Source organism: Nocardia sp. NPDC004718, assembly GCF_053601535.1.
In genome coordinates, this window is sequence record NZ_JBSGCA010000008.1 from 137768 (window position 1) to 150934 (window position 13167).

Genomic DNA, 13167 nt, shown 5'->3' on the forward strand with positions numbered 1-13167 from the left:
CCCGTACATTCGCGTGTTACACCGGTGTGAACAGGGTTCCCCAAGGCGTATTGCGTACCACCGTGTAGATCGCCAGCAATGCGAAGAACGTCCACATGGTCGTCCGGCTGATCGACGGCAACCGCATCTTCCGGCCGCGCCACCCCTGAACCGTCCAGTCCAGTACCCACACCGCGAACGCGAGAACCAGCGGAAGCGCGAGCAAGTTGCTGTGCAGAGCATCGATGACGTGCCCGTCGGTGAGGTTGTGCACGGCGCGCATCCCGCCGCAGCCGGGGCAGTAAAAGCCGGTCAGCGCGTACACCGGACAGGTGCCGTAGGAACCCTCGACGTGCGGATCGCGCAGGTGCAGCAATACGCCGACGCCCACACCGACACCCGCCACCAGCAGCGGAAGCGCCGCCCCGCGCCACCCGGTCTTCGGCTCGGTTCCCGGGTCCGTCACGGGCCCGGAGGCAGGGTGCGCGATGTCCACGAGTCAACCGTAACCGGGCGATGAGGCGCGCCGCCACGGCAGCGCCCCGCTACTTCGGCTGCGCGAACCGCAGCACATTGCCGGACGGGTCGGCAAGGTCGAATCCCGGACCGCCCGGACCGTCTTCCGGACGACCAGGGTCGGCGTAGCGATAACTCTTCGCGGCGAGCTCGGCATGCCAGGCGAAGACATCGCCGACCGCGATCCACACGACGCTGCCCGGGGTGCCGTCCCCGTGGTGTTCGCTCAGGTGAAGGGTCGCCTCGGCCCGGGAGAACTGCGCGTAGAGCGGGAAGTCAGCACCGAATCGATGCTCCCAGTCCACTGCGAAGCCCAGGTAGTCCCGGTAGAACTCGTAGGTCCGCACGACGTCGAACATGCGCAGCACGGGAATCGGCGCGGCGAACTCGATAGCTGTCATGCCGCGATCTTGGCATCGCGGTCGGACATCCCAAACGAAGCGCGTCTGACTTTTTCTTTCGAAATGATCTTTTGCCGTACCGAATCCGGGGGTACTCCCCGATATAGACCAGGAATACCGTCGTACGGCGCTAACACTAGCAAGCACCGCTGCTTGCACTGTACGGTGACGGTGGACACAAAGGAGTGCCTGATGCTGGTGAAGTCGATGAGGACGCTGGCGGACGCGCATAACGGTGCGCTCACCGCCGATTACCGTGCCGGACTGCGGTCCCGCACCTTCCGTACCGCGTCGTTGAACGCGCCGACCGCTCGCCACGCGGTCATTCCGGTCACCACCAAAGACGGCGCTCGCTTGCGAGTACACGCGTACGGCCCGGCGCAGGGCGATGTCATCGTCCTGATCCACGGCTGGAGTTGCAGCATCGAGTACTGGAACCCGCAGATCAACGCGTTCGCCGACCGGTACCGCGTGGTCTGCTACGACCAGCGTGGGCACGGCGCGAGCGAACTCGGCAAGTCCGTCCCCAGCAAGGAGTCGCTGGCCGACGATTTGTCGGCCGTGCTGAACGCCACGCTGCGCCCAGGGCAGCGGGCCGTGCTCGTCGGCCACAGCATGGGCGGCATCACCGTGCAGGCATGGGCTGCTCGCTATCCGGAGCAGGTCCGTAAGCAGGCCGCAGCCGCCGTCCTGTTGAACAGTACGTCGGGCAACATCCGCTACGACACGGATCTGCTTCCGCTGCTGAACAAGCCGTTGACCTTGGCGGACCGCCCGATCACGGTGTTCGGCGCCACGGTGCGGATGCCCATGATCGTCGCCGAGACGCTGCTCACCGCCCCCGTCCCGCTGCCGGGCGGCTGGCCGACGAGCGCGCTGCTCAAGGCGCGGGTGATGAACCCGCACGCGACCGCGGACCAGGTTGATTTCGCGCTTGGCATCGTGCGCTCGTGCCGGCCGCTCACCCGTGGCAGGCACGCCGCAGCACTCGCCGACATGGATCTCGCCGAATCGGCCGCCTCCCTCACCGTGCCCACCACGGTGATCGCGGGCGCACACGACCGTTTGCTGCCCGAGCGCATGTCGCGCCGCATCGCCGACGCGCTCGCGGAAACCGGTCATTTGGCCGCCTACCACGTCTGGCCCACCGGTCATCTGGGCAATATCGAAGCCGCGGACCGCTTCAACGCGGAATTGGCCGCCATCGCCGAGCGCGCCCACCTGCGCTCCGCCGCCGCCGGCTGACCCCGGAGAACGTTCTCCTGGACCGGTCAAGGGCGCCCGGTCCAGGAGCGGCGTCTCCCGAAGCACGGTCGGCGACCCTGTCCGCTCCGCGGCGACGTCTCCATTCAGTTTGCTAATGCGTTACCGAATCGATCGCGCCTGCGGAAAAACCGTCGCTCATCGGAAATTTCCGGCGCGCCGACGCCGAATCGCCGCCGCCCACCGCACCCTTCGTACGCTCCCGTTAACACTCGGCGAACTCAGGTCGACACAGCAGGCAGACAATTCGTGTCCGACGAAGGGAGCAGCGGTGAATGTCCGGCATGGTGTAGCGGTCATGGCTCTGGCCATCGGCACACTCGGTGTGACCGCCCCGGTGGTATCCGCGCTTCCTCTCGGCGTCCCCCCGGCACGAACGCTCTGCGACGGTGGCGGCGCGGGCATCGGCATGGTCGCCGCCTACTACGACCCCGACCGCAACTACTCCGGTCTGCCCACGCTGTGGATCCGCCCCGAGTTCGTCTTCGCGCCCGACCGCCCCGGCGGCTCCTGCGGCGTGGAAGTCACGGTTTCCTGGCGCAATTCCGACACCGGCGTGTACGGCACCCTGCCACCGATCCGGGTCGACGACAGCACACCGGCCGAGGAGAACGTGGCCGGCTCATGGATACCGGTGCCCATTCCCTCCGGGCTGGGCCGCGTGGAAGTCCTCATCGCGACGGACGCTCCCCACGTCCCCGGAAAGGGAGTCTTCGTCGTGACGTAGTCGGCGGCTCAGCCGGTGCTGCGGCGTGACTTCATCATCCGAACCCATTGAGCGATGGCCGCCACGGCCGAGAACATCGCCGTCGCACCGGCGAACAGCGCGGTACCGGTGAGTTTCGCGGTCTCGAACTCGACCTTTCGCCGCCCTGGCAGCGGATATTGCCCGTTGCCGGAAGCCCATCGGATCACGAAGCCGACCTGCGTGCCGAGGTCGGTGGGCGGGCCGGAGCCGATCATGGAGCGCAACTCCGGCCCCTTGCTGTTGAGATAGACCAGCGTGAAGGCGATGAAAACCGCCACCGCCACCGCCGAACCGGTCGTCAAACGCGCGAGTGCCTCGGTGCGGGACCAGAGATTGGCCAACGCCGCCAGCACCGTGAGGAAGATCGCGATGGTGGCGAAAATGGCCCATGTGCCGCTGAGATTGGAGTGGGCGGGCGGATTCTTCGACCAGAGCCCCACGAGCGTGGTGGTGATGTGGGTCTGGCCGAAGGCGTTGCTCCAGATCGTGCCGTCCGGTCCGCCGGTGGCGAGCCACGGCTTGAACAGCAGGGTGAACGTGATGATGCTTCCGACCGCGGCACACAGGTAACCCGAGTTGTCCCGGAGCAAGACCACCAGCGGTTGCACTGCCGCCCGGATTTGGGGCAACCGGGTCTGGAGTTTCGGCGGCCGCCCCCGAAGTTTCGGCACCCGCGCCCGGAGTTTGGCGACGTCTACCCGGCGTTTCCGAGTACCGCCCGGCGAGCGGCTCGTCGCCCCCGCCTGTTGCTGCCGGTCTCGACTCGCTCGCCAAGGAGTTGGCTGCACCATGTCGCTAGTCGCCCTTCATCGAGTCGACAACTGATGGGCCGCCAGATATCGGCTCGCTGATCAGCGGATCTCGTTCGGCTGGCTCCTCATGTCGACCGTCGACGGCCACCCCTTGAGCAGTCGCTGTTGGTTTCGCCACGGACAGCGGGTCCGCGATGTCCTCCAAGGACTGCCCCTCGGCGTTCACTCCGAAGAACCAGGCGACCAGGCCGCCGAAGATCATGAACCCGGCGCCGATGAGGTACCCGACCGTGAGCGGGAACCGGTCGGGGTTCGGGTTGTCCGCGCCGCCGACCAGATGCCCGAAGAGGAACGGCGCGACGACCCCGCCCGCGCCCTGTGCGATGGCGAAGAAGAACGAGATGGCCTGACCACGCAGTTCCAGCGGGAAGATCTCGCTGACCGTGAGATAAGCAGACGACGCCCCCGCCGAGGCGAAGAAGAAGATGACACACCAGAAGATGGTCTGGGTGGTGGCGTTGAGAATGCCCGCATTGAATGCCCATGCGGAAACGAAGAGCAACAAACCGGAGCCCACATACGTGGCACAGATCATCTTCCGGCGGCCGATACTGTCGAAGAGCGGGCCGAGTACCAGTGGGCCGATCAGATTACCGACCGCGAACGGGAAGAAATAATAACCCGTGTGATCGGCCGGCACGTTGTAGAAATTGATCAGCACCAGGCCGACGGTGAAGAAGATGGCATTGTAGAGAAAAGCCTGCGTGGCCATCATCGTGAATCCGAGAAAGGAACGCGATGGGTATCGTCCGAAGAATATCCGGGCCATCCGCAGGTAGGAGAGCCGATCGGTGTCCACGATGTCCAAGGCTTTGCTCTCGTCGACCGCGGGGAGCTCGATCCCCCGACTTCGCAACTGCCCTTCGATCTCGTCGACGGTCCGCTCCGCTTCCTCGGCCCGCCCGTGGGTGAGCAGCCAGCGCGGGCTCTCCGGAATGTGCCTGCGCAGGAAGATGATGATGAACCCGAGGACGGGTCCGATGAAGAATCCGATCCGCCATCCCCAGCCGGTCGGGATGAATTGCTCGTTGAACAGGATCAGGCTCGCCGCCGCCCCCAATGCCGCGCCACCCCAGTAGGTGCCGTTGATCGCGATGTCGACCCGGCCCCGATATCTGGACGGCATGATCTCGTCGATCGCCGAATTGATTGCCGTGTATTCGCCACCGATTCCGGTGCCCGCGATGAAGCGGAACAAGTACAGCGACCATGCGTTCCATGAGAAACCGGCCAACCCACTACCGATCAGATAGATCGCCAGGGTCAGGATGAACAGTTTCTTGCGACCGAGCCGGTCGGTGAGCCTGCCGAACACGAGTGCGCCGACGACCTGACCGGCCAGGTACCACGAGGCCATCGCGCCGACCTGCCCGGAGGTCAGATGCAGCGTTTCGACGTCTTGCAGCGGTCCACCCATGCTGCTGACGATCTGGATCTCGATTCCGTCCAGGACCCAGGAAACCCCGAGCCCGACGACGATGAGCCAGTGGAACTTGGTCCACGGAAGCCGGTCCATCCGAGCGGGAACCAGACTTCGTACGACCTTGGTTTGCGTTTCCAGCACTTGACGGATCTCCTCGATTTCAGAAGAAGGCCGGACCGTCGAGGGGCCTGCGCCGAGCCCCCGACCGAGCGCCACACAGGGATCACCTCGCCCCCTCACGAACTCGACCAATGGGCGGCACCGACGCCCGGAACGCGGAAGCCCCAGCACAGCGCGGTCGTGAGCCGGGATCGCGCCTCGACATCTGCACTGGTGTCGCTCCTCAACGGTCTGAGCGGAACACGGTTACGCCCGATTTACGTAAATATTGGATCGTTGTGAATTGTGCCACTAGTTGGCGGCTCAATAAACCCCGGCGTCGTGTTCCGGCCGCAGGCGACCCACGGCACAGCTTGCCGAGCGGCGGGTCAGGCGGGGATCAATCTTCGGGCTCGGCGGACTGATCGCGACTGCGGTGGGATGGGGGCCAGGCGTCGCCCCATTCCACGTCCCTTGCCTCGCGGTACGCCTCGCCCTGTCGCTTCGAGACGAGGGTTTGCCGCACGCCGTCGTCGGCCGTGCAGACTTCCAGCGTGACCAGGCCCTTACGTTTGAGCGGATGTCGCAGGATTCGACCCGCGGCGGGGGCGTGCGCGGTCCGAGAGGCGATCACATAGGAGAACTTCTCGTCTTCATGGCCGAGTTCGCCGCCCTTCAACCGCCGGTGCAGGGACGTCCGGTTGATTCGCGTGCTGAAATGGCACCAGTCCGTCCCGACGGCGAGCGGGCACATCTGCTGATGCGGGCAGGGGGCCACGACCGTCAGACCGGCTTCGATCAAGACGTCGCGGGCGGTGAGGATCCTGCGATGGCCGTCCGGAGTTCCCGGCTCGATGACGGCCACTACTTCCGCCCCATCGGCCGCCCGGGCCACCAGATCGGCTTGGTCTGCCTCGGAGAGTTCGCTCAGCACATAGGAAATCGTGACGAGGTCCGCTCCGCCGAATGCTTCCTGAGCGGCGAACGAGGTCGGCCGCCACACGGCGGAGCGCATCGCCTCGGAGGTGGCGTCGGCCGCGAGCTTGCGCCCCAGTTGGAGTGCTTCGTCCACCTGATCCAGTACGGTCGCCCCGGCCAAGGAAGGGAACAGTTCGCTCGCCGCCCACAGCGCCGCACCGGTGCCCCCGCCGACGTCGAGCAGCGTCTCGGGCCGAAAGCCGGGCGCCTGCTCGGCGAACCGCTCGAGCGCACTGTGCACAGCAGCCCACGTCGCGGGCATGCGATAAGCGGCGTAGGCGGTGACGTCGGCGGTCGAAGCGAGAATCGGCGCCGCCGCCGGGCGCGGGTCCCGGTAGCGCGAGATCAGCCGGTCGACCGAGGTGGCAAGCTGCCGCTGGGGAACGCCCGCGCATGCCCGGTCGAGGGCCTCGACAAGTTCGACGGGCAGTTCCACCCGAGATAACTCCTCTGGTCTGTAATGGCCGCCCGCCATTCTGTCATTGCGGTGCCGACCCTACTTTCCTGGCGCTGCGCGGCAGCGTTCCACGAACTGGAGGTGGCCCGCCGCACACTCACCGCGTTTCAGTGCGTCACGCCTGGGGCGGAGGTAGCTCAGGCCTGGACGTACCTTCACTCGAAGGATGTGCTGGTCGAAGTGATCAGCGACCAGGGCGAGATCTCGGTAACCCGTTCGTGGCACCCGAGGCCCGGCCCGCACCTCCGGTCCGGTGTTCAGCGGCGGAACCTACGTTCCAGAATGCGCTGGGCTTGGTTGCGGTGAACGGCAGACCAGGCTTGGACCCGGATTGCCCACCACGGGGCGATGTCGCGGGGTTTGGCCGTGACAGCGTGCGAGACGAGGTCGGAGGCTTCGTCGACGGTCAGGCCGGGGGTGCGGCTGAAGTCGGTGGGCGCGCTCATTCTGGTGTGGACCAGGGGCATGTAGATCGATGTAGTGGTGACATCGTCGCAGGCGATTTCGGCGGCCACGCTGCGCAGCCAGACATCGAAGGCCGCTTTCGAGGCGATGTAGGCCGACCAGCGTGGACTCGGCGGCAGGAGCACGCCCCAGGTGGAGATATTCACGATATGCCCCTGCTTGCGTGCACGCATATGGGGCAACAGAGTAAGCAGCAGCCGCACCGGGCCGAGATAGTTGATGTCGATGGTGCGGGTGAAATCGTGGAAACGATCGTAGGACTCGGCGATGGGCCGCCGAATCGACTTTCCCGCATTGCTGATCACGGCATCTATGTGTCCATACTCGGCCAGCAGTGTCCGGCCGAGCAGGTCGACGGCATCCAGGTCCGTCAGGTCGGTCGTGTACGCGCGGGCCGTGCCACCGTCGGCCGCGATGTCGGCGGCCAGCTGTTCCAGTTCCGGGCGGGACCGGGCCACCAGCGGCACCACCGCCCCCGCCGCGGCCAGCTTCCGCGCACTGGCCTTGCCGATACCGTGCGAGGCCCCGGTCACCAGCACCACCTTGCCGGCGACAGCCGCCCGCAGTGCTTCCTCGGTGGGCCGGGCTGTCGGATACAGCAACCGGATCGCCAGCCGTTCGGCGAGTGACCGTCCACTGTTCGTGGCCGGAGTCTCGTTCACAGCTCGACTGTATAAGGGCTGATCCGAGAACTCACGTATCGTGGCGAACTCGACCCGGGTCGGCGTCGATAGGCGCGCTCGCCCACTACCCCCCGGAACGAATGATCTGTTCGATATTGCGCTCCGCCAGCGCGCTGATCGTCAATGAAGGATTCACTGTTCCGGTGCTACCCGGCACAGCTGCTCCGTCCATCACGTACAGGTTCCGATAGCCACGCACCCGGCCGTATCCGTCCGTTGCGCGGCCGATCACTGCTCCGCCCAACGGATGGGAGGTGAACGAGGCGTCCGCGTCGAAGGCGGGGCGAGAGATGGGCTGACAGTTGCAGGCCGCGTTGTTGTTGACTTCCCTCGCTCGCGCGAGATAGCCGGCAGCGCCGTCGGCCGGCCACCGCAGATCCACGCGCCCGTCGGCCGGGTCGCAGACGAACCGGCCGCGGGTGTCGTCGAGCACGATGCCCAACGATGCGAGAAGGGTGGTGTCGAAGGGCGTCGTGCCGGGGATGTACCAGTTCTCCAGCGACACGGGTGTGCCCGCCTCGTCGAGAATCCGGCTCGCCGACGGTGTGCCCTGCGTGCCCACCTCGAGCGTGCTGAGCGGCCGCGCCAAGGCGACATCGCCGTTGCTGCCCCAGCCTTCGCCGACGTGCTCGTTCAGGTTCGGCAACGCGCCGGTTTCCCGCGCACGCACCAGCAGTTCGGAGGTGCCGATGGAGCCCGCGGCCAGGAACAGCATGTCGCAGGTCAGCGTCCGGGTGCGGAGCACTTCACCGGTCGGGTCGAGTTTGGTCACGGCGACGCTATAGCGACCCGACGCTCCCGGTTCCTCGGCGATGGCATCCACGCGATGGCCGGGGTAGATCCGGGCACGGCCGGTGCCCTCGGCGTAGCGCAGGTAATTCTGGTTCAGATCGAATTTCGCGCCGTTGGAGTTGCCCAGGTTCGAGCAGCCGACCGTCGCGGACGGCCTCGATCGCCCGGCCAGTTCGGCGCGGATGACATCCCAATTCCAGGTGCCGTCGATTCGTTGCGGCGTATAGCCGGCCGCGCGGACCTGTTCGTCCCAGGCACGCGAGTGCACGAACGCGAAAGAGTTGTAGATGTCGTCGGGTATCACGCTGGGCCGCAATATTTCCCGGACCTTGGGGTAATAGACGTCGTGCATCTCGCGAAAATCGACCACGCCGCGGAACACATGGTCGAAGAACCGCTGCTCCGGCTCGATCATCACCCCGGTGAACACCACCGAGCCACCGCCCACACACGCACCGCGCCACACGTCGATGCCCGGGTAATTCGTGACATCGAGGACCCCGCCGAACGGATCGATCTGCAACGGAATCCGGTTCACCCCGTTAAAGGTCGTTCGATGCCAGAAGCCGCGGCCGTCCGGAATCGTGTCGGTGGCGAAGATGTCACGCCACGGATCATTCGGCCATCGCGACCCGCGCTCGAGCACCGCGACCTCGATCCCCGACTGCGCCAGACGCAGCGCGGTGACCGACGCCCCGAATCCCGATCCGATGACGATCGCGGGCACATGATCGGCTGGATCCGGCAGCGGCGCGAAGATCTCCGGCACCAACATGCGGTACATCGACGTTCTCGGGCTCGGGCTGAAATCGTCGGCCCACGCCGCGGACGCGGCCGTGCTCGCACCGGCGACACCGAGCATCGTCGCGGCCAAGCCGGCACTCTTGACGAAACCACGCCGGTCCATCGTGCCCCTCGTTCGATCCGAACGTCGCTCTACAACACTTCAGCACCCGCATGGACGACCATGCGTAGTACCTTCCTGGCCCAGCTCATCGGCACCGCCCTGTCGGCGACAAACGTTAACGCTAATAGTTCAGCAATGTAATAGCTACTCTTTATCATGAGGAGTGGGTCGGGAGTGAGGAGGCGGCGATGTTGACTCGCGCCTGGATTCGGTGGCTACTGACTCATGGCCTGTTACGGACCTATCTCCGATGGGCCGCACACCGGGGTGACCCGCTCGGGCAAATCGCTGTCGGCCAGGATCGCTTGCTCGGCTCATCGCCGTATATCGAGGAGATCCGGCGGCGCGGCCGAATTCCTGGGATGTCGGGCGTACACGTGACGGCAGACTACGAACTGTGCCGACTCATCTTGCGAGACCGGCGCTTCGGTGTGGTCACCCCGTTCCATCCAGCCCTGCCCAAGCCGATCCGCTGGATGCTGGCCAAGACGGATCTGGGACTTCCCAACATCGGAGAGCCGCCATCGATGCTGGTGGCCGATCCGCCGGATCACACGCGGTACCGGCGCATGGTCCGGCAAACATTCGGTCCGAAGGCGATCGCCACGCTGGAGGATCGAATCGCCGAAGCCACCAACGACCTGCTCGAACGCCTGGAATCGAAGCCTCGCCCCGATCTGATCAGCGACTTCTCCGAACAGCTGCCGGTCACGATCATCGCCGAGATCCTCGGGTTGCCCGCCGACATGCATTCGACCCTGTTGAAATGGGGAGGCACCGGTGCGCCACTGCTCGAACGAGGCCTGAGCTGGACCACCTACCGCCACGCCATCGAAGACCTGGGCGAGGTCAAGCAGTACTTCGACCAGCACTTCGACGAGCTCGCCGCCGAACCGAACGACGACGTACTCAGCATGCTGGCGACAGATCGCGAGCTCACCCGCCGCGAGCAGGTGGCGAATGCGGCGCTGCTGCTGGACGCCGGCTTCTTGACGACAGTGAACATGCTCGGCAACGGAATCGTCCTACTGATTGACCACCCGGACCAGCTGGAACTGCTGGCCGCCCAGCCGGATCTGTGGCCGAACGCGGTCGAGGAGATCCTGCGCTACGACGGTCCCGTGCGAATGACCGGCCGGGTCGCGAACTGTGACGTCGAGATCGCTGATCAGCACATCAAGTCAGGGTCCCTGGTCCTGCTGTCCTTGGCGGGCGCCAACAACGATCCCGCGGTCTTCCCCGCTCCCCACCTATTCGATGTGACCAGGGACAACGCCGCGGAACATCTCGCGTTCGGCAGCGGGATCCACGGCTGCCTGGGAGCCAGGTTGGCGCGGCTGGAAGGCGCCGTCGCACTGCGGACCCTCTTCGATCGGTACCCGAATTTGAGCCTGGACGGCCCGCCGATCCCCCATCCCCTGCGAAATCTGCACGCCTACCGCTCCATGCCCGTCAAGCTGACTGCCGACCAGCCGAGGCGTAAACCCGGAAAAGTGGAGCCGCCTGGGGGAATCGAACCCCCGACCTTTTCATTACGAGTGAAGCGCTCTACCGACTGAGCTAAGGCGGCGTGCCTTTCGGCCAGGGAAGTCTATCGTCTCGCGGGCCCGATCGCGAAAACGGGTGGTCACGGTCACTGCGCGCGGGCTGCGATGAGGGCGGCGGCCATGGCCGCGAGGGCGAAACGGGGTTTGACGTTCTGGTCGAGCGCGGTGCGGCAGGCCAGAACGGCCTCGATGGACTTCAGCAGGCCCTCCGGGCGCACGCGGTCGGCCAGATCGTGGATCTCGTCGGACAGGTCGGGGTGGGTGAGCGCGACGCCGGAGCCGAGCCGGGTGGCCCCGAACCGCACGGCCAGTGCGTCCCGATAGACGCCCGCGACGTCGATAAGGGCACGATCGAGGGCGTCGCGGCCGGTGCGGGTCGCGCGGGACTTCTGCCGCCGCTCGAGGTCCTTGAGCACGCCCGCGGAACCGCGGGTGGCGCTCGCCGCGCCCTTGCCGGTGCCGCCCGCGCCCAGCGCGGTCGCGAGTTCCTCGCGCTCGCGTTCGTCGCGGGCCGCGCTCATCTGCTTGGCCTCGTCGTCGGCCGCGCGCACCAGTTCGTCGGCGGCGGCGTAGGCCGCACCGGGCTTCCCGGACGCGGTGACCAGAGCCAAGGCACGCTGACGGCGGGCGCGTGCCTCCTCGTCGGTGGCGAGCCTGCGGGCACGGCCGACATGTCCGCCGCTGATGGAAGCGGCCCAGGTAGCGGTCTTCTCATCGAGGTTGTCGCGCTCGCGGAGCACTCGCGCGATGGCGGGCACCGATGGCGTCACCAGATGCACGTGGCGGCAGCGGGAACGCAACGTGATCGAGATGTCCTCCGGGTCCACCGAGGGCGCACAGAGCAGGAACACCGTCCGGTCCGGCGGCTCCTCGACGACCTTGAGCAGCACGTTGCCCGCCGCCTCGGTCAAGCGGTCGGCATCCTCGATGACCACCACCTGCCAGCGCCCCGTGCTGGGCCTGCGCGAGGCCACCTGCACGATCTCGCGCATCTCCTTGGTGCTGATGCTCAGTCCCTCCGGCACCACCCGGCGAACGTCGCCGTGCGTGCCCGCCATGGTCGTGGTGCAGGCGTGACACCTACCGCACCCGGGCATCGCCGGATCCGTGCACTGCAGCGCCGCCGCGAAACACAGCGCGGCAACGGATCTGCCCGATCCGGGCGGGCCGGTGAACAACCAGGAGTGCGTCATCGCACCCTCGATCACGCCCCCGCGCGCGGCGACCGCGGCAGCCGTCAACTCGGACTCGACCGCCTCCTGGCCGACCAACCGATCGAAGACTCCCGCCACGTCGTACACCCTAGCCGCCCCTCCCGACAGATCCCGGACGGTCTCGGACACCACGCTCGCCACCATCGACGACCCACATACACAAGACCCGGACACACCGTCCGGCTCACCCGCGCACGCCCGGCGGGCCCACACCACCCGACTTCGCCACGCACCGCTCGGCCGGTCACACGCTGTCTGGCTGAGCCGTGCACACGCCGCTCGGCGGGAGTCGGCTGAGTCGGACCGCTATGGATCTTGTCAGCCCATGCGGCCGCAAGCCCTGTTCGGAACTAGGAGGCGCGCTGCTGCGTACTGTTCGCCCCGTCCAGCTCCTCCCGGATGATGTCGGCGTGCCCGGAGTGATGCGCGATCTCCCGCAAGATGTGCAGCACCGTGTAGCGCACCGACTGCCAGATCCGCTCCGGAGCCCACGGCGCCGTCGGCGTGGGAATCGAGGTGTCGAGACTGTCCACCGAACGGATCAGCTCGGCCGTCTCCGCCGCCACCTCGTCCCAGCCGGCCAGCAGGCCGGTCACGGTCTCCTCCTCCGCCATGACGTACTCGCCGCCGAACTTCGAGACATCCAGCTCCGCGTTCTCGTCCCGTCGCACGATCACCGAGGTCCAATGACGTTCGCAGCTGACCAAGTGGTGCAACAGCCCGCCGAGGGTCAGCTCGCTGACCGTGGTCCGCCGCCGCGCCTGCTCGTCATCGATGCCGCGCAGCGTGATCCGGAAAAGCTCGCGCTGGTCGGCGAGCATCGCGATCAGATCCTCGCGCTCCTGTTCGGTACTCATGGCGCTCAGGCTACGGCTGTGGCCAC

At 66.5% G+C, this 13167-nt stretch carries 13 protein-coding genes, 1 tRNA gene and 1 pseudogene; 3 read left to right on the forward strand and 12 right to left on the reverse strand.

Translation table 11 applies throughout. From position 1 onward, the window contains the following. Window positions 1–16: 16 nt before the first annotated feature. Together ACWEH3_RS08975 and ACWEH3_RS08980 are read right to left on the reverse strand one after the other, a co-directional pair. Window positions 17–475: a DUF2752 domain-containing protein gene (locus ACWEH3_RS08975; RefSeq protein WP_356963532.1), complete on the reverse strand. Its 459-nt coding sequence runs from the start codon at window positions 473–475 to the stop codon at window positions 17–19. 49 nt (window positions 476–524) lie between these two features. Continuing rightward, window positions 525–896, reverse strand: a complete 372-nt coding sequence (locus ACWEH3_RS08980; protein WP_355079207.1) for a glyoxalase superfamily protein — start codon at window positions 894–896, stop codon at window positions 525–527. Window positions 897–1088: 192 nt separating this feature from the next. Between ACWEH3_RS08980 and ACWEH3_RS08985 the strand changes: the two genes are divergently transcribed. Both ACWEH3_RS08985 and ACWEH3_RS08990 read left to right on the forward strand, forming a co-directional pair. After that, on the forward strand, window positions 1089–2141 hold the full coding sequence (locus ACWEH3_RS08985; protein ID WP_450018084.1) for an alpha/beta fold hydrolase: 1053 nt from the start codon (window positions 1089–1091) through the stop codon (window positions 2139–2141). Between the two features lie 316 nt (window positions 2142–2457). Beyond that, window positions 2458–2886: a hypothetical protein gene (locus tag ACWEH3_RS08990; protein ID WP_450018082.1), complete on the forward strand. Its 429-nt coding sequence runs from the start codon at window positions 2458–2460 to the stop codon at window positions 2884–2886. Window positions 2887–2894: 8 nt separating this feature from the next. Here ACWEH3_RS08990 and ACWEH3_RS08995 read toward each other — a convergent pair whose 3' ends face one another. The 7 genes from ACWEH3_RS08995 to ACWEH3_RS09025 form a co-directional block, all read right to left on the reverse strand. Continuing rightward, complete coding sequence (locus tag ACWEH3_RS08995; RefSeq protein WP_450018080.1) at window positions 2895–3515, reverse strand: hypothetical protein; 621 nt, start codon at window positions 3513–3515, stop codon at window positions 2895–2897. A gap of 187 nt (window positions 3516–3702) precedes the next feature. Continuing rightward, on the reverse strand, window positions 3703–5283 hold the full coding sequence (locus ACWEH3_RS09000) for an MFS transporter (RefSeq protein ID WP_450018078.1): 1581 nt from the start codon (window positions 5281–5283) through the stop codon (window positions 3703–3705). 358 nt (window positions 5284–5641) lie between these two features. Continuing rightward, on the reverse strand, window positions 5642–6694 hold the full coding sequence (locus tag ACWEH3_RS09005) for a small ribosomal subunit Rsm22 family protein (protein ID WP_452358292.1): 1053 nt from the start codon (window positions 6692–6694) through the stop codon (window positions 5642–5644). Window positions 6695–6933: 239 nt separating this feature from the next. After that, window positions 6934–7803, reverse strand: a complete 870-nt coding sequence (locus tag ACWEH3_RS09010; protein WP_450018074.1) for an SDR family NAD(P)-dependent oxidoreductase — start codon at window positions 7801–7803, stop codon at window positions 6934–6936. Between the two features lie 85 nt (window positions 7804–7888). Beyond that, a complete protein-coding gene (locus ACWEH3_RS09015) occupies window positions 7889–9523 on the reverse strand; it encodes a GMC oxidoreductase (RefSeq protein ID WP_450018072.1) in 1635 nt (544 codons plus the stop codon). Between the two features lie 314 nt (window positions 9524–9837). Then, window positions 9838–10395 carry a hypothetical protein gene (locus ACWEH3_RS09020; RefSeq protein ID WP_450018070.1) on the reverse strand — a complete coding sequence of 186 codons (558 nt, stop codon included), beginning with the start codon at window positions 10393–10395 and terminating at the stop codon, window positions 9838–9840. A 153-nt stretch (window positions 10396–10548) separates the two neighbouring features. Then, complete coding sequence (locus ACWEH3_RS09025) at window positions 10549–10698, reverse strand: hypothetical protein (protein WP_450018068.1); 150 nt, start codon at window positions 10696–10698, stop codon at window positions 10549–10551. Between ACWEH3_RS09025 and ACWEH3_RS09030 the strand changes: the two are divergent. After that, window positions 10651–10842, forward strand: a pseudogene (locus ACWEH3_RS09030) (cytochrome P450); the annotation flags it as partial. The gene ACWEH3_RS09025 and the pseudogene ACWEH3_RS09030 sit on opposite strands and share 48 nt — an antisense overlap. Before the next feature lie 175 nt (window positions 10843–11017). Here ACWEH3_RS09030 and ACWEH3_RS09035 read toward each other — a convergent pair. From ACWEH3_RS09035 to ACWEH3_RS09045, 3 genes are all read right to left on the reverse strand, one after another. Next, window positions 11018–11093: transfer RNA gene (locus ACWEH3_RS09035), tRNA-Thr, on the reverse strand. Window positions 11094–11156: 63 nt separating this feature from the next. Further along, a complete protein-coding gene (locus ACWEH3_RS09040) occupies window positions 11157–12362 on the reverse strand; it encodes a DNA polymerase III subunit delta' (RefSeq protein ID WP_450018184.1) in 1206 nt (401 codons plus the stop codon). 272 nt (window positions 12363–12634) lie between these two features. After that, window positions 12635–13141: a mycothiol transferase gene (locus tag ACWEH3_RS09045; protein WP_450018066.1), complete on the reverse strand. Its 507-nt coding sequence runs from the start codon at window positions 13139–13141 to the stop codon at window positions 12635–12637. Window positions 13142–13167: the final 26 nt, after the last annotated feature.

What these genes read in the sequence shown, in the direction of transcription:
- ACWEH3_RS08980 (WP_355079207.1), bottom strand. Translation starts at nt 896, where the DNA reads ATGACAGCTATCGAGTTCGCCGCGCCGATTCCCGTGCTGCGCATGTTC.
- ACWEH3_RS08985 (WP_450018084.1), top strand. Translation starts at nt 1,089, where the DNA reads ATGCTGGTGAAGTCGATGAGGACGCTGGCGGACGCGCATAACGGTGCG.
- ACWEH3_RS08990 (WP_450018082.1), top strand. Translation starts at nt 2,458, where the DNA reads ATGGCTCTGGCCATCGGCACACTCGGTGTGACCGCCCCGGTGGTATCC.
- ACWEH3_RS09005 (WP_452358292.1), bottom strand. Translation starts at nt 6,694, where the DNA reads ATGGCGGGCGGCCATTACAGACCAGAGGAGTTATCTCGGGTGGAACTG.
- ACWEH3_RS09015 (WP_450018072.1), bottom strand. Translation starts at nt 9,523, where the DNA reads ATGGACCGGCGTGGTTTCGTCAAGAGTGCCGGCTTGGCCGCGACGATG.
- ACWEH3_RS09045 (WP_450018066.1), bottom strand. Translation starts at nt 13,141, where the DNA reads ATGAGTACCGAACAGGAGCGCGAGGATCTGATCGCGATGCTCGCCGAC.